Annotated in this window: 24 protein-coding genes and 2 pseudogenes; 11 read left to right on the plus strand and 15 right to left on the minus strand. The window is 68.7% G+C overall.

The window, feature by feature from the left end; translation table 11 throughout:
• Window positions 1–12 precede the first annotated feature (12 nt).
• Window positions 13–927, plus strand: coding sequence for an alpha/beta fold hydrolase (locus tag GRC12_RS25830; RefSeq protein WP_308286635.1), 915 nt, complete (start codon window positions 13–15; stop codon window positions 925–927).
• Window positions 928–1,044: 117 nt separating this feature from the next.
• A complete protein-coding gene (locus tag GRC12_RS25835) occupies window positions 1,045–1,338 on the plus strand; it encodes a hypothetical protein (RefSeq protein ID WP_208781746.1) in 294 nt (97 codons plus the stop codon).
• A gap of 139 nt (window positions 1,339–1,477) precedes the next feature.
• Here GRC12_RS25835 and GRC12_RS25840 read toward each other — a convergent pair whose 3' ends face one another.
• Window positions 1,478–1,702, minus strand: a complete 225-nt coding sequence (locus tag GRC12_RS25840) for a hypothetical protein (RefSeq protein ID WP_208781747.1) — start codon at window positions 1,700–1,702, stop codon at window positions 1,478–1,480.
• A 454-nt stretch (window positions 1,703–2,156) separates the two neighbouring features.
• Here GRC12_RS25840 and GRC12_RS25845 point away from each other — a divergent pair, with 454 nt between their 5' ends.
• The gene (locus tag GRC12_RS25845; RefSeq protein ID WP_208781748.1) at window positions 2,157–2,741 is read left to right on the plus strand and encodes an NADPH-dependent FMN reductase; all 585 of its coding nucleotides are present in this window, start codon (window positions 2,157–2,159) and stop codon (window positions 2,739–2,741) included.
• Between the two features lie 93 nt (window positions 2,742–2,834).
• On the opposite strand, the gene GRC12_RS25850 is transcribed toward GRC12_RS25845, so the two are convergent.
• From GRC12_RS25850 to GRC12_RS25880, 7 genes are all read right to left on the minus strand, one after another.
• Window positions 2,835–3,491 carry a response regulator transcription factor gene (locus GRC12_RS25850; protein WP_308286632.1) on the minus strand — a complete coding sequence of 219 codons (657 nt, stop codon included), beginning with the start codon at window positions 3,489–3,491 and terminating at the stop codon, window positions 2,835–2,837.
• A 1,124-nt stretch (window positions 3,492–4,615) separates the two neighbouring features.
• Window positions 4,616–5,017: a hypothetical protein gene (locus GRC12_RS25855; protein WP_208781750.1), complete on the minus strand. Its 402-nt coding sequence runs from the start codon at window positions 5,015–5,017 to the stop codon at window positions 4,616–4,618.
• Between the two features lie 87 nt (window positions 5,018–5,104).
• A complete protein-coding gene (locus GRC12_RS25860) occupies window positions 5,105–5,332 on the minus strand; it encodes a hypothetical protein (protein ID WP_208781751.1) in 228 nt (75 codons plus the stop codon).
• A 332-nt stretch (window positions 5,333–5,664) separates the two neighbouring features.
• A complete protein-coding gene (locus tag GRC12_RS25865) occupies window positions 5,665–6,114 on the minus strand; it encodes a MarR family winged helix-turn-helix transcriptional regulator (protein ID WP_208781752.1) in 450 nt (149 codons plus the stop codon).
• Window positions 6,115–6,247: 133 nt separating this feature from the next.
• The gene (locus GRC12_RS25870; protein ID WP_208781753.1) at window positions 6,248–7,117 is read right to left on the minus strand and encodes an SCO6745 family protein; all 870 of its coding nucleotides are present in this window, start codon (window positions 7,115–7,117) and stop codon (window positions 6,248–6,250) included.
• On the minus strand, window positions 7,117–7,761 hold the full coding sequence (locus GRC12_RS25875; RefSeq protein ID WP_208781754.1) for an antibiotic biosynthesis monooxygenase: 645 nt from the start codon (window positions 7,759–7,761) through the stop codon (window positions 7,117–7,119). Before GRC12_RS25875 ends, GRC12_RS25870 begins: the two co-directional genes overlap by 1 nt.
• 78 nt (window positions 7,762–7,839) lie before the next feature.
• Window positions 7,840–8,490: a DsbA family oxidoreductase gene (locus GRC12_RS25880; protein WP_208781755.1), complete on the minus strand. Its 651-nt coding sequence runs from the start codon at window positions 8,488–8,490 to the stop codon at window positions 7,840–7,842.
• A 145-nt stretch (window positions 8,491–8,635) separates the two neighbouring features.
• Here GRC12_RS25880 and GRC12_RS25885 point away from each other — a divergent pair, with 145 nt between their 5' ends.
• Window positions 8,636–8,959, plus strand: a complete 324-nt coding sequence (locus GRC12_RS25885) for a winged helix-turn-helix transcriptional regulator (protein WP_308286633.1) — start codon at window positions 8,636–8,638, stop codon at window positions 8,957–8,959.
• Between the two features lie 16 nt (window positions 8,960–8,975).
• On the opposite strand, the gene GRC12_RS25890 is transcribed toward GRC12_RS25885, so the two are convergent.
• Entirely contained in the window at window positions 8,976–9,644 is a 669-nt protein-coding gene (locus GRC12_RS25890; protein WP_208781756.1) for a hypothetical protein, read from the minus strand.
• A 754-nt stretch (window positions 9,645–10,398) separates the two neighbouring features.
• On the opposite strand from GRC12_RS25890, the gene GRC12_RS25895 reads away from it, so the two are divergent.
• The 6 genes from GRC12_RS25895 to GRC12_RS25920 all read left to right on the plus strand — a co-directional run bounded on the left by GRC12_RS25895 (window position 10,399) and on the right by GRC12_RS25920 (window position 16,136).
• Window positions 10,399–11,178: a polysaccharide lyase family 7 protein gene (locus GRC12_RS25895; protein ID WP_208781757.1), complete on the plus strand. Its 780-nt coding sequence runs from the start codon at window positions 10,399–10,401 to the stop codon at window positions 11,176–11,178.
• 144 nt (window positions 11,179–11,322) lie between these two features.
• Complete coding sequence (locus tag GRC12_RS25900; protein WP_208781758.1) at window positions 11,323–11,469, plus strand: hypothetical protein; 147 nt, start codon at window positions 11,323–11,325, stop codon at window positions 11,467–11,469.
• A gap of 216 nt (window positions 11,470–11,685) precedes the next feature.
• A complete protein-coding gene (locus GRC12_RS25905) occupies window positions 11,686–13,053 on the plus strand; it encodes a ricin-type beta-trefoil lectin domain protein (protein WP_208781759.1) in 1,368 nt (455 codons plus the stop codon).
• A 54-nt stretch (window positions 13,054–13,107) separates the two neighbouring features.
• Window positions 13,108–15,288, plus strand: coding sequence for an RICIN domain-containing protein (locus GRC12_RS25910; RefSeq protein ID WP_208781760.1), 2,181 nt, complete (start codon window positions 13,108–13,110; stop codon window positions 15,286–15,288).
• 8 nt (window positions 15,289–15,296) lie between these two features.
• Complete coding sequence (locus GRC12_RS25915; protein ID WP_208781768.1) at window positions 15,297–15,449, plus strand: hypothetical protein; 153 nt, start codon at window positions 15,297–15,299, stop codon at window positions 15,447–15,449.
• A 6-nt stretch (window positions 15,450–15,455) separates the two neighbouring features.
• A complete protein-coding gene (locus GRC12_RS25920) occupies window positions 15,456–16,136 on the plus strand; it encodes a helix-turn-helix domain-containing protein (RefSeq protein WP_208781761.1) in 681 nt (226 codons plus the stop codon).
• Window positions 16,137–16,206: 70 nt separating this feature from the next.
• On the opposite strand, the gene GRC12_RS25925 is transcribed toward GRC12_RS25920, so the two are convergent.
• The gene (locus GRC12_RS25925) at window positions 16,207–16,668 is read right to left on the minus strand and encodes a DUF3761 domain-containing protein (RefSeq protein ID WP_208781767.1); all 462 of its coding nucleotides are present in this window, start codon (window positions 16,666–16,668) and stop codon (window positions 16,207–16,209) included.
• Between the two features lie 334 nt (window positions 16,669–17,002).
• Window positions 17,003–17,173: pseudogene (locus tag GRC12_RS45770) on the minus strand (3-beta hydroxysteroid dehydrogenase); the annotation flags it as partial.
• Between GRC12_RS45770 and GRC12_RS47125 the strand changes: the two are divergent.
• Window positions 17,172–17,267 (plus strand): annotated as a pseudogene (locus GRC12_RS47125) (3-beta hydroxysteroid dehydrogenase); the annotation flags it as partial. The pseudogenes GRC12_RS45770 and GRC12_RS47125 sit on opposite strands and share 2 nt — an antisense overlap.
• Before the next feature lie 346 nt (window positions 17,268–17,613).
• Here GRC12_RS47125 and GRC12_RS25935 read toward each other — a convergent pair.
• The 4 genes from GRC12_RS25935 to GRC12_RS25945 all read right to left on the minus strand — a co-directional run.
• The gene (locus GRC12_RS25935) at window positions 17,614–18,834 is read right to left on the minus strand and encodes an MFS transporter (protein ID WP_308286634.1); all 1,221 of its coding nucleotides are present in this window, start codon (window positions 18,832–18,834) and stop codon (window positions 17,614–17,616) included.
• Between the two features lie 233 nt (window positions 18,835–19,067).
• Entirely contained in the window at window positions 19,068–19,247 is a 180-nt protein-coding gene (locus GRC12_RS25940; protein WP_208781764.1) for a hypothetical protein, read from the minus strand.
• A 476-nt stretch (window positions 19,248–19,723) separates the two neighbouring features.
• The gene (locus tag GRC12_RS46460) at window positions 19,724–19,849 is read right to left on the minus strand and encodes a hypothetical protein (RefSeq protein WP_280117518.1); all 126 of its coding nucleotides are present in this window, start codon (window positions 19,847–19,849) and stop codon (window positions 19,724–19,726) included.
• Between the two features lie 126 nt (window positions 19,850–19,975).
• A partial coding sequence (locus GRC12_RS25945; RefSeq protein WP_208781765.1) for a 3-oxoacid CoA-transferase subunit B occupies window positions 19,976–20,528 on the minus strand: 553 nt, incomplete at its 5' end.

Here is a 20,528-nt window from a genome sequence, read left to right on the forward strand (position 1 = left end):
ACCCCGAGCGGTGTGCTCGACCCCCCACCGACCCCACAGGCGCCCCCTGCCGGGGTGCGCGAGATCGTGCTGGACGCCGACGGTGTCCCCCTCTCAGGCCTGCTCGGCCAGCCAACGGACGGCCCGCCCCGAGCGACCGTGGTGGCCCTCCACGGGGGAGGGATGCGGGCCGGCTACTTCCACGCGCCTGCCCACCAGGGCCTGTCGCTGCTCACACTCGGCACCCGGCTGGGCTTCACCGTGCTGGCGCTGGACCGCCCCGGTTACGGACGCTCGGCCCCACGCCTGCCGCGCGGGCAGACGCTACGGGAACAGTCCGCCACCGTCCGCGCGGCACTGGCCGACTTCGACCTGCGCCATCCCGTCGGGGCAGGCGTGTTCGTCGTGGCCCACTCCTACGGCGGCAAGCTCGCCCTCGCCCTGGCCGCCGACGGCGCGGACCTCCTCGGACTCGACATCTGCGGTCTGGGCCACCGGTTCGCGGTCGACCCGGAACGGCTCGGGTCGCTGCACGAGCGCCGCACCGCCGCACTGCACTGGGGTCCGCTGGGCCTCTACCCGAAGTACACCTTCCGGCTCGCCGCGACCCTGGTCGGCCCGATGCCGGAACTGGAGGAGCGTGAGGTGCGGCTCTGGCCCGAGGTCTTCAGGCAACTCGCCCCGCGGGTGCGGATCCCCGTCCGGTTCACCTTCGCCGAGTACGAGCGCTGGTGGCGGCACGACGACGAGGCGCTGGCGGAGCTGACCGGTCTGCTCGCGGCCCCGAAGGTCTGTGTCGACCGGCTGCCGGGGGCCGGCCACAACGCCAGCCTGGGCTGGGCCGCCCGCGCCTACCATCTGCGGGCCCTGGCGTTCTTGGAGGAATGCCTCATCGCCGCCGCCTCACCACGCGGGAACCCGTCGACAGACCGGTCGGCGCGGCGGTGACGGGCCCCCGCAACCGGCCGTACACGGAGGTGGGCTGAGAGGCCAGTCCCCTGTCGTACAGCACTGGGTACAACACCCCGCCGACGGACAGGGCCTCCGAGAGCCGACCGCGACTCAGTGGCACGCCCCGCACCGGCGGGGGATCTTCTCAGGCGCGCGGTGCGCCGGCTGGCACCCGGCGGCTGGATCCCAGCGGAGGATTTCTGCTTCCTGCCCGGCGAGGACGCGCCCACCCTGGCCGGACCCGCGGTCGTCCAGGCCTACCTGCGGGCCTTCAGCCAGCACCGCACCGACATGCGCTTTGTGCGGCGGCTGCCCTCCGGGTGCCGAGTTCATCACGGCGCTGGCACCGAGGCGCGGGACGTCACGGCGCTGCTGTTCTCGGCCTGGGGACGACGCCCCGAGGCGTGATCCGATCGGCACCGATTGACCTCAACCTGGGTTGAGCTTCTACGGTGGCGAGCACAAACCGCGACCGACCCCAAGTCGCTTGAGGAGACGGAGAGGTGCGCCCCCAACCGAAGGTGAACGGACAGAGCACGCGAGGTGGTCAGGCAGCCGTACCAGTGCTCGCCGGCACACTCACGATCATGGCCGGAGCAGTGGTGTCGCCCGCGATACCCGGCATACGCTCCGCCCACGCGCGTACGGCCGGCGTCGATCTGCGGGCCAGGATGATCATCAGTGCCCACGCGCTGGCGATCGTGCTGTTCGCTCCGTTCGCGAGCGCCTTCTCCGAGCGCATCGGAGGCAAGCGCGCCCTGGTGACCGGCATGCTCGCCTTCGCGCTGGGCGGCAGCTCGGGCTTGTACCACCGCGCTCTTCCTCAGACAATTCCCCGCCCCTGTCGTCACCCAGCCCGCAGTCGGCTCGCTCGGCATCCAGCCCCTGTGCCTCGTCATCGCGGCCGGGGCCGCCCTCATCGCCGGCGCATACCTCACCTGCGCCCGGCGTCGGACACCGCCGGGCAGCCCGGCGCACGGCGCATAGGAGGGCCGGCACGCCACCGCGTCGGGCTCGGCCCACCTGGGCGCCACAACGGGCCGGGCGCAGGCGCCGCCGGAGAACCCCTGGACGCGCCGACCGCCGCCCCCGAACGCACAGCCGACCGGGGACGGTGACGCGGCAGACCCCCTTCCGTCCCGGAGCCGACTCGGATCCCGGTACCGAACCGCCAGGAACCCGGCAGCCGCATCCACCACCCACCACATCACCCCCGAAGGAGACACATGTCCGCGTCCCCTCTTCGCCTCGCCGTCATCTGCGCCAGCGTCCGGGAGGGCAGGTTCGGTCCCACGGTCGCGCGCTGGATCACCGACCAGGCCCGCCGGCGCGGCGACCTCGAGGTCGACTACATCGACCTCGCCGACCACCCGCTGCCAGTGGCGCTGTCGCAGTCCCCGTCCGCCGCGGACGCGGAGGTACTGGCCCAGGTGACGCCCCGTCTGGAGAGCGCCGACGCCTTCGTCGTGGTGACGCCGGAGTACAACCACAGCTACCCGGCATCGCTGAAGTCCCTGATCGACTGGCACTACACGCAGTGGCGGGCCAAGCCCGTGGGCCTGGTGTCGTACGGCGGTCTGGCGGGCGGCCTGCGCGCGGCCGAGCACCTGCGGCCGGTCTTCGCCGAACTGCACGCCGTCACCATCCGCGAGCAGGTCAGCTTCCACAACGCCTGGGAGAAGTTCGAGGAGGACGGCACGCCGAAGGAGCCCGAGGCCGCCGTGGCCGCCGCCAAGACGATGCTGGACCAGCTCTCCTGGTGGGGCGAGGCCCTGCGGGAGGCGCGCCGGAAGCGGCCGTACGGTCAGTGATCCACCGAAGCCGTCGCGCCCCTTGCGAGATGGGAGGGGCGCGACGGCCGGACTGCGTCACCGGGCATGTGCCGTCCTGTCGCCGGACACGGGTCAGGCCGCGGCGCTCATCCCCCGCCCGAGTCGGAAGCCGACGCCCCGCACGGTGAGGATCCAGGTGCTGGCACCGAGCTTCTTACGCAGGCTGTTCACATGCGTGTCGATGGTCCGCCCGGTGGCCGGCGAACGGTCGTGCCACACCAGCGCCATCAGTTCCTTCCGGCTGAAGACCGTGCCGGGACGGGAGGCGAGCACGTGCAGCAAGTCGAATTCCTTGCGAGTCAGGGCCAGCAGGTTTCCGGAGAGGTACGCCTCCCGCCGGGCTGCGTCGATCCGCAGTGGCCCGTGGACGATGCACCGGGTGTGGACCGCAAGACGGGCCCGGCGCAGCACCGCCTCCACGCGGGCTACCAACTCCTGCAGGCCGTAGGGCTTGTTGACGCAGTCGTCACATCCGGACTTCAGGCACAGCACGCGTTCGAGCTCTGTGCCGCTTTCTGTGATCGCGATGATCGGAGTGTCCGCCGTCGCGCGTATGTCCGCACAGACCTGCAGACCGTCGAGGTCCGGCAGTCCAAGATCGAGTAACAGCAGGTCGGCTTTGTGATGTTGCGCCAATGCCGCTGCACCCGTCCCGACGCTCCACGCGTCAAAGCCGTTCCGCCTCAGCACTTGGACGACGGACCGTGCGCAGGCGGCGTCATCGTCCACTACAAGCACCCGCATGACTCAGCTGGCCTTTCGCTGTGTGACTGGCAAACCAAGGGAAGCGTTGTCTGGCGGGCACCACCGCTCCGCCCAGCACGGTACTCGGGTGGTGTCGGTCGCGGGCGCCGACCAGCCGAGCCGAGCGGGGAATCGGTGGGCCGTTCCGACCGCTCCCGTCGACCCTGCGACGGGGGGTGGCTCCGCCGCACGGCATGTCCAACGGTGACTGGACAGTCGTTCGGGTATCGACACCTAAGCGTAAGAACCCTGCGCCGGAGAGTGTCAACAAGGCCAGGGTGAACTTCGGTAGCCTCCGCTCCGCTTGGAGGGCCGAGCGCGGGCGCCGGTCACCGGAGACCCCTGCTAGAGGCCGGGTTGTTCATCTCTCGATGACTTACCGCGCCGTGGCATATGCGGAATTTCACAGATCGTGTAACTCAGCAGCAGCAGACCGGCGTTGGACACCGGACCCAGCGACGGGAGATCCGGACGCTGATCGCCAGGTGTGCTCCGAAAACGTCGGCCGAGGAGTCCACGCCGGACAGGGCTGTCGTCAGGCACACGCCCACCGCGACTGCGGTCCAAGGGCCGTGGTGGCGTGGATGGTGTGGCCGATCTGATCCCCGATCAAAACCTCGTCAACGCGCAGCACCGACTGCTGCAGCTGCGGATTGCCGTTCACGGCGGAACCGGGGATCGCCGATAGCAACAGCGCGAACAGCTGAACCCGTAGTACGCCAGCAGCCCGACGAGGTACGCTGCCTGGTCGTGGCCCCTGGCCTGGTCCAGGGCATCCCCATCGTGGCCGGGCGCCCCGTTCGGCCACGCCGCCGCCCAGATTCACTGCTCGGGGGCAAGGGCTACGGCTCCAACCCCAACCGCGAGGACTGCTCAAGCGTCGGATCCTGCCGGTCATCTCCCGCAAGGGCGCCCCGGATATCGAGGGCCTGGGCAAGCTCCGTTACGTCGTCGAGCAGACTTTCGCCCTGCTCCACCCATTCAAACGCCTCGCCGTGCGATGGGAACGCCGAAGCGAACTTCCCGATGCCTTCGTCTCATTGGGCTGCGGCCTCATCTGCTGGAGGCGCCCGACGAAGCACCGATCATGATCGCGTCACCTGCTTTGGCTACAACTCGCACCACTCACCCAGAGGGCCGGCCGCCCGCGTCTGCGTGAAGAGGTGCACCAGGTCCCACGCCCGATCGACATCCAGGACAAAATCGCCCGTGAACGCGGCGAGGTCGTCCATGATCGGGACTTCGACCTCGGCACCCGAGGGCGCGGTGCCGTCTCCTGCGAGCAGGGACATCCGCTCGGTGTCACTCATCAGGTGGACGACCGCGTGGTCATCTCGGAAGGCCAGGGTCAGCACCGGGAACTGCCTGTTCGGCGACCGAACCTCGACATAACCCTGGCCACAGGAACGCAGGTCAGTGAAGCGATCTGACAGATCCTTCACCTCTGTTCGTCGCTCAACCGGATCAAACAATCCCGTTTCCGGCGACGTCGCCGCCCACACCACGCTCATTCAGTCCCGCTTTCCAACACAAGCCCATCACCCACGATCCAGGGCCACGCTCCCACGCTTCACCACGACACAACCACTGGGAAGGGATCACATGATCGTGCTCCAAGCTCTTACGGCACTGCGGCCGCGCTGCCCGGCGCGGCGATCCGCGACGTCGTCCCCCTCAGCGTCGGCGTTCTGGCTGAGCGACCGGTTCGGCACCAGGTCCGTGAGGCTCGGCACGGTCACCGTCGGCCTGCCGAGCGCCCTCCCCCGTCTGGACATCGACGCGCTGGACCGGGCCGGGGTGCGGGTCGTGCTCCTTCTGGAGGGCATCAATGACTCCTCTCCCCTGCGGCGGCCACCCCGCCTTCACCGCGGTCCGCGAGGCGGTACGGCGGCGAGTCAATGCGTTCATCCGCAGTGGCGGCGCCTTCGACGCGGTGGCCGACGGCGCCGTGCGCGACTCGGCCGACCCGCAGCGCATCCGGGCCGGCTATGACCCCGGTGACCACCTGCACTTCGACGATGCGGGAACGGCCGCCGTCGCCGGCGCCGTCGACGAGCCCTGTCCTGCTGACCGGTCAGCCGGACACATGGCGAGTGCCATGTGTCCGGGCAGCGCGCTGTCCGCAGCGGGAGTGCAGGGCTCCTCGCCGTGTTCCGCCTTACTGCGGCAGCAGGTGTTCGCCACCGCAGTTGATGATGAAACGGCGCAGCACCTTGATCATGGCCACGTACTCCTCGTCCGAGATGCCCCGGTGGATGTGCTCCCGGGAGCCGATGAGGATGTCCAGCAGTTCCGTCCTGGCCTTCGTCCCGTCGGTGGTGATGCGAAGCCGCCCGCCGTCCGCCTCCTCGGCCCAGCCGCGGCGCACCAGATCGTCGGCGGCCGGATCGACGGTGCCCGGGTCGATGTATCCGGTCAGCTCGACCCGCAGTTCGTCGCGGGTCAGGCCGCCTTCGTTCTCGGAGAGCTTGTTCAGCACTCCCGCGTGGGTCCGGTTGGAGTCCTTCGCGGCCAGCAGCCCGTCCGCGTACTCGATCACTGCCCGCTCGGCCACACTGGCCCACAGGCCGACGGGCGATTCGGCCAGCGCGGCGTCTTCCTGGTTCATGCTGTCTCCTTGGGGCATACCGCCCTCCATGGTGTGAGCGGGAAAGGGAGAAGAGATGGAGAGGGGGGTCGCGCGCGGTCCCGCCGTGAGCCGCCCCCGGGCGGCCGAGGGCGGCAGCCGTGCGCCCGTTGGCTCAGTCCGGTTCGACGAAGGTGTCCAGCAGCGGCGGGGGGAAGAGCGCGGCCGCCGAGGCCACGAACCCCCGGGCCAGCTCGGTCAGCTCCGACGCGTCGCGCTCTCCCAGGCGGGCGTACGGGGCTCGGTCCAGACGGTCGGTGGCCTCCTCCACCTGCTCGCGCAGCCGCAGGCCCTTCGGGGTCAGCGCACCGGCTTTGTCCATCAGACCCCGCTCGCGCAGCCGTTCCTCCGCCGCCTGCCAGTCGTCGATGGTCCAGCCGCGCTTGGTCATGACGAACTCCCGGGGCATGCCCTGCGGGCTTGCGCAGTGCGACACCAGGCCGTCCAGTCCGGCGAGTCCCGCCTCGCTCAGCACGGAGAAGTGACCGCCGCCCCGGTACTCGCGCAGCAGCGTCGTGGCGTGCCAGAAAGCCAGATGCGGTTCGTCGGGCACCGGCAGGTCGGCGTTGGCCGCGAACAGCGGACGGTCGGCGCGCTCACATGCCTCCGCCGCGCGCAGGGCGAGTTCGGCGGCCCGGACCATGCCGGGCGAGTCCAGCTCGCGTTCGTCCAGCACCTGACGCAGTGTCGCGTCGACCGCACGCAGCCGGGCCTCGAGCACGGCGGACGGGGCGACCTGCTGCCAGAGCCCGGGGAACAGCTCCGCCACCAGACCGTGCGCGAAGCCGTTGAAGATCGCGGTGATGACGCCGGGCCCCACGGCGCCCAGCGGTGCGGCGCGTCCGGCGAAGTAGACGGCCATGTCGTCCGAAACCCCGTGCTCGGCGAGGAACTTGTTCAGATACGGCGTGAAGTAGACCGTGGAATGGTAGGAGTTGAGGTGGAACTGGCACCGGTGGGCGGTGCCGGGAGACACGGTGGTCATCAGAGCACGCTCCTGTAGAGCCGGTATCGTCGGTATCCGATGGGGCGCACGCCCGGCAGACTGCTGGAGGCACGGTAGACATCGGCCCTTCCGGGGCTGTCCATGAACGCGGCATGGGCCTCGGCACTGGTCCATTCCGCGTAGTTGAGGACACGGCTTCCGTCGGCGCTGGCGTGGAAGTTCGCCGAGAGCATGCCGGGCAGGCTCTCCCGTCCCCTCTCCAGGGCGTCTGCGACGGTTTCCACGGTCCGCCGCTGCCGTTCTGCGCCGTCGACGTCGAACACGGCGATCACCACACAGCCCGGCTCGCGTTTCTCGTCGTCCAGTACGACGCTGCGGGCCAGTTGGTATTCGACGCCCCGCACGACGGACAGAGGGATGTCGTCGGAACGGTCGGCCGTACGGCGGAAGCGCTCCAGATCCGAGAACTGGGCCCAGGTCAGGGCCGTGTCGTCGGTGTCGCTGAGCCAGCAGCTGAGCGAGAGCAGGCCCTCGGGCAGCGGACCGGCCTGCCAGCGGGCGGCGATCTTCCGCAGTTCGCCTAAAACGTGCGGCCGGTCCGGTAGGTACCACTGGCTGGCGACGACCGATGTGCTGTCGGCTCGCCGCACGTCGGGCACGGCGAGCGCGGTGTTGAGATCCATGGAACCTCCTGCATCCGGGGAGAAGGGGTTCGTGCGGCCCGGGCGCGCGGCCCGAGGCCGGACAGAGGGACCGATGGTTCAGGCGTTCTTCTTCCGCCACGCCTGGTCGAGCATCCGGCTCAGTTCCTCGGGGTCCTTCGAACCGGAGGTGATGTACGACCCGTCGACGATGTAGGTCGGTACGCCGGTCACTCCGAGCCTGTGCGCCAGTTCCTGATCGGCCCGCACGGCGTCGGCGTACTTGTCGCCGTCCAGGACCGCTGCGGCCTCCTGCGGGTCCAGCCCCGCCTCCTCCGCCAGCCGGACCAGGGTGTTCCGGTCCGAGATCACCGCGCCCTCGGTGGTGAAGGCGCGCATCAGCCGCCCTCTGACCTCCTCGGTGCGACCGTGGTCGGTGGCGAGGTGCACCAGGCGGTGGGCGTCGAAGGAGTTGGCGACCTTGACGGACTCCAGCCGGTACTCCAGCCCGACCCGGGCGGCGATGGCGGCCACCTGGCCGAGCACCCGGGCCGCGTTCGCGGGCGTCGTTCCCATGTCCTGGGCGGCGCGCTCGAACAGTGGGGTGGAGCTGAGCTGTGGCATCGCGGGATCGAGCTGGAAGCTGTGGTGCCGGACGATCACGGAGTCGCGGTTGGGGAATGCGGCGAGTGCCGCGTCGAACTGCGTTTTCCCGATGGGACACCAAAGGCAGATGATGTCGGACCAGATATCCACGCTGATCTTCTCCATGGCGCCGAGAGTAACCATCCCGTGCTCGTTTTCTTAAGGGCTTCCCTTTGGGTAAGCTCCGGATGTGAACGTAGTTTCTGAGGCAGACCGCACGGACCCGGACGGTCAGGGTGACGCATTTAACACCGACTGCACCGGCCGACCCGTGCTGGACCATGTGGCCAGCCGGTGGGGTGTTCTCATCCTGACCGCCCTGGACGGGCCTCCGCTCCGTTTTCACGTGCTGCGCGACCGAATTAGTGGCATCAGCGAGAAGATGCTGTCCCAGAACCTGCGCCTGCTCACCCGCGACGGACTCATCGCCCGTACGGTCGAGCCGACGCTGCCGCCCCGGGTCTCCTACGAACTGACCCCCATCGGGCGCGGTATCGCCGCCCACACACGAAAGCTGATCGACTGCATCGGTCGGTACGCCGAGGACATCGCGGAGGCCCAGCGCCGTTACGACCTGGAGGCCGACCGCCGCTGAGCGGGCCGGCGCGGGTTCACTCGCCCCCGGCGCCGACCTCCTGGAGGAAGCGGCAGAACGTCTCTGTGCGCGGTGCCACTTCGTGCGCGGCGGCATCCGCGATGCCGCTCGCGAGGCCGGGCTGGGCGACGTACGAGTCGAACGCCTCCTGGTCGACCCAGGTGGGGTTGTTGAGGAACGACCTGCCGTCCAGTGAGATGTAGGGGGTCGCGGCGATCAGACCCGCACAGCTGTGTTTCCACTCGGCGGTCTTCATCAGCGCCCGATGGACGCCGAACGCTCCCTCCCGGTCCGCCACATGACGGGTCGTCACGACGGAGTAACCCGGCTTCTCGTCTGCGTCGGGACCGGCGAATCCCGCGACCTGTTCTCCTACGAACACCGTGTGGCCCGCGCCCTTCAGCTGTCCGATGCGTTCCTCCAGGGCGGTGCCGGACCGGCCGACGGCCTCCTGGCAAGAGCGCCACCGTTCCTCGTCGGCCCAGTGCAACCGGGTGACGAACGTGTCCTTCTCGACACCCTCGTAGTAGCGCGCGGAGACGAAGCCCGGCTGGCGCAGGTAGTCGCGGAGCGTCTCGTCGATGACGGCTTCCATCAGCTCCTCGGTGAACACCCCCTCGCGCAGGACGACGGTGTCGAAGACGAATACGCCCTCCTCAGGCTCGGTGATCCACGGGGCTTGCATGGCTGCCTCCTTCTGCTCTCACGAAAGCGTGCGTTCAGCTTCTCCGAACCGGCCCCGGCGGCCAAGTCGCCCTGGACGACATCTGGCCGAACCCCACGACGACTCCGAGCGGCGGTCCACTGGCCACGCCCCGTCATCATCCAGGCGTCCGCGGCAGAGCCTTGACATCCACCTGTAAATCTCTCACAGGCTTTTGAAGCATTTCCTTGACCCGCGAGTGCAGGTCAGCGAGAATCCACCGCCCGGCTCACGAGGAAAATGCACAGACCTGAAGAGACGTCGAAATAGCGCCATCCTGGCCGACGTGGAATAGGCCGAATTGCCATGCCGACACTGTCGGACGACATCCAAGAGGACGAGCCGGACCCCGACCCGACGCGCACCGGCCACCAAAGGGACCGGGTGCCGGGTGGACCGTCGCTCGGCGCACGTTGCTCAGCGTCTTCGCCGATCTGCCCCGGAAGGGCGTGTGCTTGGACGGGCTCGCCCGGATCCAGAACGCCGGGCGCGCCGCGCGGCTGCTGGACGAGGGTTGCGACTTCGTACTGACACGTTGCTGTCGGTCATGCTTCTTCCTCCTTCTTCCGTCTTCATCTCTTGACGGCACTGGTGCAGACCTTTAGGTTCTGCCACACCTTCCGGTTCACGTAGAAGCAGTTCGTTCATCCATATGAACATGACGAATGCCGGACTCCGAGCTCCGGGAACACGCTCGGGAACCTGCTCACCCCCACTCCAGAAAGCAGGGCACGCCATGATCCGTTCGAAAGTCCTGGCCGGCGCCGACGTCACGGCCGTCGTCGGCGTCCTCGCGGTGATGAGCGTCGGCAACGCCACCGCCGCGGACCCGGGCAAGGCGCCTGGCGGCAACTTCGACCTGTCCGTGTGGCAGCTCCAGGAGCCCGTCGGCTCGCCCGGCTCACCGACCACCATTCCGTCCTCCCGCCTTCAGGGCGCGAACGGTTACCAGGACTCGTACTTCTACACGGACCAGCGCGACGGCGCGATGACCTTCTGGGCCCCGGAGAAGGGCGTCACGACCCCCAACTCCAACTACGCCCGCTCCGAGCTTCGAGAGATGAACCGCAGCGGCAGCGCCGCCGACTGGTCGCTGGCCGGAAGTCACAAGCTGAACGCCACGCTGCGGGTCGTGTCGGTGACGAAGAACGTGTGCGTCGGGCAGATTCACCTCGGCAGCGGCGGATCATCCACCAAGCCCCTGCTGGAGCTCTACTACCACTCGAACGGCGACATCGTCCTCGGCACCGAGAACTCCCCCTCCGGCGGCCAGACTCCGCACACCGTCGGGCATGTCCCGATCGGCAAGACCTGGACGTACACGATCGCCGTCTCCGGTGGAAACACCATCGACCTGACGGTCAACGGCAGCACCACCCACTACCCGATCCCGTCGTCCTTCTTCTCCTACAAGCAGTACTTCAAGGCCGGTTCGTACAACCAGTCGTCCTCGGACAGCACCACCAAAGGCGCGCGGGTCGCGTTCTACGGGCTCACCGTCTCTCACAGCGGCTGACACGGGCGACGGCGGCCGGGACCGGCGTTCTGCTGTCGGCCGGGAAGGTCGCGGCATCGCCGCAGCAGACGGCAGGATCGTCGTAGGCGGCCGATCTTCGTTCTCGTGCACAGCCCGTCTGTGGGCCCCTGGACCTGACATCCCGTGGCCGAACAACTGACGGCCGCGGGACACCGGGTCCGGGTGCTGACTCCGCTGCACGTCGGCGCCGGCGACCCGCCCTTGTGGCCCTGCGTCGTCGACGCCGTGCGCGACGACTGCGGGAGATGCCCGACGGCGACCTCGCCCTAGTGGTGGCCCAGAGCAACGTCGACGCTGCCGGCCGAGGCCGGTGGGACCACCCGGCGGACCCGCTCAACTCCCTTCCCTCAACTCTTACTTCACACCTTGACGAAAGTGGTCCATACCTTTAGTTTCACCGGGCGACACCACCTCCGTACTTGCACTCGTCCGTTCACATGATGAACGCGGCCCCGAGCTCTCCACCCCCACGAAAGGCCGTTCGCCGTGGCCAGACCGAAATCTCTCCCCGCATCCGCCGCATTGGCGGTCACCGCTCTCACCCTCTCCACCGGCCTGCTCTCCGCCTCCCCCGCGCAGGCCGCCACCGGCACGATCACCGGCCTGGCCGGCAAGTGCCTCGACGTCGCGGGCGCCAACTCCGCGGACGGCACCGCCGTCCAGCTCTACGACTGCAACGGCACCGCCGCCCAGCAGTGGACCGTCGGCAGCGACGGCACCATCAGGGCCCTCGGCAAGTGCCTTGACGTGACCGGCAATTCGACCGCCGACGGCGCTCAGCTCCAGCTGTGGAGCTGTACGGGCGGCGCGAATCAGAAGTGGACGGTCACCGCCGCGCACGACATCGTCAACCCGCAGGCCGACAAGTGCATGGACGCCACCGGCAACTCCTCGGCCAACGGCACCCGGGCCCAGATCTGGAGCTGCACCGGCGCGGCCAACCAGAAGTGGACCGCGCCCTCCTCCGGCGGCTCCACCCCGTCCGCCCCGATGGCCGTGGCGCCGTACCTCTACAACGGCTGGGGCGACCCGCCGAGCCCGACCACGATCACCCACGCCACGGGCGTGAAGTGGTTCACCCTGGCGTTCGTCCTCAGCAACGGCTACTGCAACCCGCAGTGGGACGGCAGCCGCCCGCTCACCGGCGGCGTCGACCAGCAGACCGTCAACACCGTGCGCGGCAACGGCGGCGACATCATCCCGTCCTTCGGCGGCTACAGCGGCAACAAGCTGGAGAGCTCCTGCTCCAGCGCCGGCGAACTCGCCGCCGCCTACCAGAAGGTCATCAACGCCTACGGCCTCAAGGCCATCGACATCGACATCGAGGCCGACGCCTACAGCAACACCACCGTCCAGCAGCGCACCGTCGACGCGCTCAAGACCGTCAAGGCCAACAACGCCGGTCTGAAGGTGTACATCACCATCGGAACCGGCCAGAGCGGCCCCGACACCAGCCTCATCAACCGGGCCGCCTCGTCCGGCCTTTCCGTCGACGCCTGGGCCATCATGCCGTTCGACTTCGGCGGCGCCGGCCAGAACATGGGCTACCTGACCAAGCAGGCCGCCGAAGGCCTGAAGAACGCCCTCAAGAGCGCCTACGGCTACAGCGACGACCAGGCGTACCGGGACATGGGCATCTCGTCGATGAACGGCATCACCGACAACAACGAGACGGTGACAGTCAACGACTTCCAGACCATCCTGGCCTACGCCCAGCAGCACCACCTGGCCCGCCTGACGTTCTGGTCCGCCAACCGCGACCGCCCGTGCACCGGCGGAAGTGCCGACAGCTGCTCCGGGGTCGGCCAGTCCAACTGGGACTACACGCGCGTCTTCTCGCAGTACACCGGCTGACCTCCTGTCCAGAGCAACCCAGTTGACACCCCCGCCTCCGGCAAGGAGAAAACCATGCCTTCCCTTCCACGCCGCGGCAGATCTGTCGCGGCCGCCGTGGTGGCCGTGACCGCCGCGTCACTGCTCGGCGGCAGTCCCGCGCAGGCCGCGGCCACCGCGCTGCCCACCGGCTTCGCCACCGTCATGAACGCCGCGAGCGGCCGCTGCCTCGACGCCAAGGCGGCCGCCACCGCCAACGGCACCGTCGTGCAGCAGTACTCCTGCAACGGCACCACCGCGCAGCGCTGGAGCTTCACCGCCACCAGCGACGGGTACGTCCGCATCAACAACGCGGGCGACACCAATCAGGTCGTGGACGTGGCCGACGTCTCCACCGCCGACAGCGCTCAGGTCCACCTGTGGACGTACGGCGGCGGCGCCAACCAGCAGTGGCTGCCCGTCGACGACGGCGGCGGCGCCTACCACTTCGTCAACCGCAACAGCGGCAAGTGCCTGGACGACCCGGGCGCCTCGACCGCCGACAGCGTGCAGTTCGTGCAGTTCACCTGCAACGGCACCGCCGCCCAGCGTTTCCAGGTGGTCCCCGTGACCCAGTCGGGCACCAACCCCGATCTCGGCCCGAACGTCACGGTCTTCGACCCCTCGATGTCGTCCTCGACGATCCAGAACAAGCTGACCTCGATCTTCCAGCAGCAGGAGACGAACCAGTTCGGCTCCCAGCGCTACGCCGTGCTGTTCAAGCCCGGCGCCTACAGTGCGGACGTCAACGTCGGCTTCTACACCCAGGTACTGGGCCTCGGACTGTCACCCGACGCGGTGACGGTGAACGGCGCGGTGCACGCCGAGGCCGACTGGTTCCAGGGCAACGCCACCCAGAACTTCTGGCGCGGCGCGGAGAACCTGTCGGTCAACCCGACGGGCGGCGGCGACCGTTGGGCAGTCTCGCAGGCGGCGCCGTACCGGCGTATGCATCTGCGTGGCAACCTCGCGCTGGACGACGGCGGTTGGTCCAGTGGCGGCTACCTCGCCGACAGCAAGATCGACGGTCAGGTCAACTCGGGCAGCCAGCAGCAGTGGCTGACCCGTAACTCCCAGCTGGGCAGCTGGACCGGCTCCAACTGGAACATGGTGTTCGCCGGCAGCACGGGCGTCCCCGCCACCAGCTTCCCCAAGCCGCCCTATACCACGGTCGCCCAGAGCCCGGTCACCCGCGAGAAGCCGTTCCTGTACGTCGACGGGTCCGGCACCTACCAGGTGTTCGTGCCGTCCGTGCGGACCAACTCCTCCGGCACCAGTTGGTCCAGCGGCGCCTCAGGCACCTCGCTCTCTCTGGACAGCTTCTACACAGTGAAGCCGGGCGCGACCGCGTCGCAGATCAACTCCGCCCTCGCCGCGGGCAAGAACCTCCTGGTCACCCCGGGCGTCTACCACCTCGACCAGACCCTTCAGGTCACGCGCGCCGACACCGTCGTCCTCGGTCTGGGCCTCGCCACGTTCGTGCCCGACAACGGCGTCACCGCGATGAAGGTCGCCGACGTCGACGGCGTGAAGATAGCGGGTCTGCTGTTCGACGCGGGCACCACCAACTCGCCCTCCCTGCTGGAAGTCGGGCCGGCCGGCTCCGCCGCCTCCCACGCGGCCGACCCGACCTCGCTGCACGACGTCTACTTCCGCGTCGGCGGTGCGGGCGTCGGCAAGGCCACCACCAGCCTCGTCGTCAACAGCGACAACGTCATCGGCGACCACATGTGGATCTGGCGCGCCGACCACGGCAGCGGCGTCGGCTGGACCAGCAATACCGCGGACACCGGACTGATCGTCAACGGTGACGACGTCACCATGTACGGCCTTTTCGTCGAGCACTTCCAGAAGTACCAGACGGTCTGGAACGGCAACGGCGGCCGCACGTACTTCTTCCAGAACGAGATGCCGTACGACCCGCCCAACCAGTCCGCCTGGATGAACGGCTCGACGCAGGGTTACGCCGCCTACAAGGTCGCCTCCACCGTCACCAGCCACCAGGCCTACGGTCTCGGCAGCTACTGCTACTTCAACGTCAACCCCTCCGTCGTCGCCGCCCGCGCCATCGAGGCGCCGAACACCTCCGGGGTCCGCTTCACCAGCATGGTGACGGTCTCCCTCGGCGGCACCGGCACCATCAGCCACGTCGTCAACAACACCGGAGGCCCGTCCAACTCCACCACCAACGTGGCCAACCTGACCAACTACCCGTAAGAGCCCACGTGCCCAACCCGCTGCACCCCGCACGCCGCAGGGCGGCGCTCGCCGCCGTCCTGGGCGAGCCGGCCCTCGTCGTGGCCCTCCCGGGCCAGGCGAGCGCCAACGTCCTGACGCTGCTGCCGCAGAACACCGACGGGTTGGAGCAGAGCTATTGATCGTTAGTGGTGGTACGACTTCAGCTGCTGGTGCGTCAGTTCCTCGTCGGGGCCCGAAGCTGGAGCCGCTGCATCTGTCTGCTGAGGAACGGGCGCAGTTGGAGCGGTGGACGCGTCGGCAGACATCGGCCCAGGCCCTGGCCCTGCGAGGCGCGGATCGTGCTGGCCTGTGCGGGGCCGGAGCTACCGCCGATCGTCGCGGTCGCCCGCGAGTTGCGGATGACCGCGGACACCGTCCGCAAGTGGCGGCGGCGCTTCCCCACCCAGCGGCTGGACGGGCTGGCGGACGAGCCGAGGCCGGGCCGGCCGCCCACCATCAGCGTCGATCAGGTGGAAGCGCCGGTCCCAGCCGTCCTGCAGATAATGCCGGGCATGCCCGAACGGCGCACCCATGACTCTGTCCGCAACGGCCTGACCACCCTTTTCGCCGCGTTCGATGTCGCCACCGTTGAAGTCATCACGGCCCTGTACCGCCCGCACCGGGCCGCGGAGTTCAAGAGGTTTCTGATCAGGATCGACAAGACGGTGCCCGCCCACCTGCAGATCCACCTGATCGTGGACAACTACGGAACCCACAAGACTCCCGGACCGAGACCGCCGAAGAAGTCCTCGACTCCCTCGCCCGCCTCTGCCGACGGATCCATGGCGCAGAACACTATTAGGCCCCGAGTCGGGAGGGGGGAATGACATAGGCCCGACCTCACGGCCTCGCGCGACGTTGGGGCCCATCACCTGTGCAACCGACGAAGAGCACTGGTCAGTGGTAGAAGATTGCCACACCGCCGTGATGCGAACATGCCCCCTGATGGTGGGCTGCGTACGAGTACGTCCCGTCGTTGCACAGCGCCGTCGCCCCGTTCCCGGCAGAGGACGATCCACCCGACGAGGTGGAGCCGCCCCCGGACGACGACCCGCCCGAGGTCGAACCCGAACCAGCGGCAGCCGCATGCGCGGTGACGGTCACCTTCACCTTGACTGTCTTGGTCACCGTGGGCGCCGGCTCCGGCTTGGCAGTCGCCGTAGCAGTAGCCGTTGCGGTCACTGTGGCTGTGACAGTGGGGCGAACTTGGTCGGCCGCCGCCGTCTTCGTGGTGTTGGAGTCACCGGCGCCGGCGCCTATGCCTAGGAGGAAAGCGAAACCGAGCGCGGGTAGCACGAACCGCTTCCGCGCCCACTTCGGTGCAATGCGTCCAGGCTGCGGTCCCGGCTGCGGCGGCATGGGCGGTTGAGGCGGGTAATAGCTCACGGGTCCCCCAAGTAACGTTGTGTGTGGGGTGAAACTACCGTTCCGATTTCACTCGATGTGAGAGACCAGTGAAGGTAGTGATGCTTTTGTGACCTACTCCGCGAGAAGGTCACGCCACACGAGGTGAACAGGGCACGCCAGCACCGGCGTCGGGCGGACAGGCATCGGTCACCTGCTCGGGTACGCCCCTTGTGCCGGGCCGTGCCTCCACCGAGGCCGACCCGCTGCCGACCGACGGGCGGGTCGGTGGTCGTGGCCGTGCCGTCACGGCGGTCCTGGGCCTGGCCTCGCGCGGGTCCGGACTACGGCCGTCCGCCTGTTCCAGCGCGAGCCGGAAGAGGACTGCCGCGTCGAGCGCGTGCACGGCCGGCCAGCGCTGTGTGCCGTTGCCCGAGTAGCCGGACACTCCGGTCCGGCGTGCGATGTCGGTCAGTAAGCCGGCGAACCCGCCCGTGCCCCGGTCGTGGACGGAAGCCGGCACCTCCTGGCACGCCGTGGGCGACGAGGGAGACCAGGTGCGTGACATCGCCGCGGTCATCGGCCGACGGCTGGGCCTGCCGGTCGAGTCGGTGCGCAGCGACCGGAAGGCCCGCTGACGGCGCTCGCGCCGACGGCGGCAGACCCTCATCCCCCACCCGCTCGGCATCGCCGCCGTGCGGCCATTCACATCCACAACCGGCAGGTCCACAACAGCTCGTTGCCTTCACGATCACCGCTCTCCGCGTTTGGGCCGTGAAATGGTGCCGACGACCTCGCTGCCCGTTCGGTTCGTGCTGCCGGAGCCTGGCAGCCTCGATGGATGCGGTCGCCTGGCCTCCGTGGGGTGGAGGCCACGGGCAGAGATACGGTGTCGGCGCGCGCACCGACCCGGACCGTGGCCGGGGCGACCCACTGCCGGCCCCCAACTCGGCTGTCGAGTCACACCCGAGCGGCGGCCTCCTGTGAAGTCGGCCTCCGTCGCAGGAGAGGCAGCAGTCCGATCGCTACGACCGCCGAGGCGAAGCCGAGACTGCTCACGGCGGTGGTGCGAAGTCCGGTGGCGGACTCCATCGCCATCAGGGTGAACGGGCAGAGGAACTCGCCGAGGAAGAACGACGCGATCCACAAGCCGGTGACGCGGCCACGGTTGGCGTACTCCAGCTTTGAGGTCGCCCAGGTGAGCAGTGAGGGCAACAAGAAACCGGTGCCGATGCAGTTGAGGAAGGTGCCGAAGATCAGGACCGCCACGTTGTGGGCCAAGCCGATCATTACAAACCCCGCCCCGCACAAGGCGAAGATCCCGGGCAGCCTGCGCTCCGGCCTGCCGATCATGGAGGCGAAGATGACACTCCCGCAGACGGTACCCGCGCTTGCGATCGCCGTGACCATGCCGATGAGGCCGCTTGACTCTATGCCGAGGCCATTCATCAGATACGCCGTTTCCACCGGGACGGTATAGAACACGATGCCGCCGAAAACAGAGAGCACGCAGACGCCCGCCAGCCGGAGGGGCGAGGTCGGCCGCCGCGCAACGTCGAGCGCCTCCCCCACCGCACCATTTGATCTGACGGCCTTCGACCCGGACTTGGGCAGGAACGCAGCCATCGCGGGGGCAAGGAGCAGCCCGACGGCGTAGAGCCGGAACGGGGCACGCCAGTCCGAGGAACCCATGGCGCCGCCGAGGATGATGAAGGCGGTGGCCGAGACAGTGGCACACACGGTCTGCAGGGCCAGGTACTGGTCGCGCCTTCGGCCCTGGTAGTAATCGCCGATCATCGTCGTGCAGGCGGTCATGATGAATGCCTCCGTGACACCGAGCAGGGCTCGGCTGGCCACCACGGCATGAAGCGAGTCCAGCCACAGGGGGGCGGTGCCGAACGCCGCGTACAGAAGCGTCGCGACCACCAACAGGCGTTTGCGCCCGAAGCGGTCGATCATGACGCCCGCGAGGGGAGCGAAGAGGGCGAGCGTGAGCGCGGGGACCGTGAGGATCATCGGGACCAGCGCGTCCGCGTCGGGTGCCGTACCGAACCTCTCCTGCAGCTTCGACAGCATCGGCGCGAGCAGGACCGCGCCGAGGATGGTCAGACAGCTGCCGACCATCAGGAGCGTCACGCGCACACGGCTCCCGGCTTCAGGCACGGGCTCGGTGCTCTGCACGATGAGATCGTCGGAGGGTACGGGCGGCGGAGCGAATCCAGGCATGCGAGGTCTCCACGAAGGCGGTCACCAAGGCGCGCAGTGGGGTACCGCCGTGGCCGTGCCAGGAAAGGTGGTATCGGGGCTTGCATGACTATGGGTCAGAATGCACCTCGCGCCTACCCCTTGACTCATTTTTCTCACCTATAACGGACATCCACCTCGTGGATTTCCTTGACGCATGCTCCCAGGCCCTACTCCCCCGGCAGCCCGGCGATACCCCAGGGCGAGCCTGTCCGGTCCAGCAGGAAGGCCGCCACGAAGGGCGTCGGGCTGCCGCCGATCGGATTGGCCACCGGTACCGGGGTGAAGCCGGTCGTGCTTGGCAGGTGCAGGGTGTTCTTGAGGTACTCCAGCGAGTACGTCGTCGCCATGCGGCAGCGAGCGATGTTCGCGGCCCGCAGGAAGGTCAACCGAAACCATGTGGCTCCGGTGCGTCTTTGCAGGGGCGCCGCGATGAGGACCTGACCAGCCGACGAGCCCATGTTCACCACGGCCCTTACAGCGCGCGACGGCCCAGAGACGGGTACTCCATCGCCATGATGTGGGCCGCCGTGGACTCCGAAGAAGCCGAGCCGGTCCCCCACGTCGCCGAGTGCTTCCGGTGACCGGGCGGGTGGCGAGGAAGCGGTCCTCGAACACCACAGGACCACCAGGATCAGGACGGCGACGGCGTGAACGCTCATCTCGCCCGCGCCGGCCGTGGCGAACACGCGGACGTAATCCCCGATGTCGTTACCAGCGTTGGCATAGGTGACGCCTGCGACCTCCAGCGTCTTGGGACCGCCTTCGATCGTCTGCTGCTCCCCGCCCCCGTCGTCGCGGTGCCGCCATGTCCGCCAGGCCGCCTTCAGGCCGAGCGCGAGGGCAGCAGGCCCAGGTACGGGATGGCCGCCTCGGGCTGGAACGTCACGCCGAACGCTGCGGCTACCGCGACGGCGAGGATGGCGGCGAAACCGAGATACTGACCCACCACGATCGGGCGGGCAGTGCCCTGGTGGCCCGCGCCCTGACCGAAGAACAGCGACAGGGGGGTGAGAACAGGACGCGGAACGTCGGGCGGGCAGTAATCGTGGTCCCTACCCGCCCGACGCGTCCACGTTCACGGCTTCCGGATCAGAGGTGCATCCGTGCGGGCGGCGATGTCCTCGGCGGTGACATCCGGCGCGCATTCCACGAGAGCGAGGCCCTCGGGTGTGACGTCGAGGACGCCGAGGTCGGTGATGATGCGGTGGACGCACCGTTCGCCGGTGAGCGGCAGGGTGCATTCGGTGAGGATCTTCGGGCTGCCGTCCTTGGCGGTGTGTTCCATCAGGACGATGACGCGGCGGGCGCCGTGGACGAGGTCCATCGCGCCGCCCATGCCCTTGACCATCTTGCCCGGGATCATCCAGTTGGCCAGGTCGCCTGCGGCGGAGACCTGCATCGCGCCGAGCACGGCGGTGTCGATGTGGCCGCCCCGGATCATGCCGAAGGACAGGGCGGAGTCGAAGAAGGAGGCCCCGGGCAGCACCGTGACGGTCTCCTTGCCCGCGTTGATCAGGTCGGGGTCGACCTCGGCTTCGGTCGGGTACGGGCCTGTGCCCAGGATGCCGTTCTCGGAGTGCAGGACCACATGGACGTCCGGGGGCAGGTGGCCGGGGATGAGGGTGGGC

Origin of the sequence: Streptomyces griseorubiginosus (assembly GCF_017614965.1) — a bacterium.
Classification (GTDB): domain Bacteria; phylum Actinomycetota; class Actinomycetes; order Streptomycetales; family Streptomycetaceae; genus Streptomyces; species Streptomyces griseorubiginosus_B.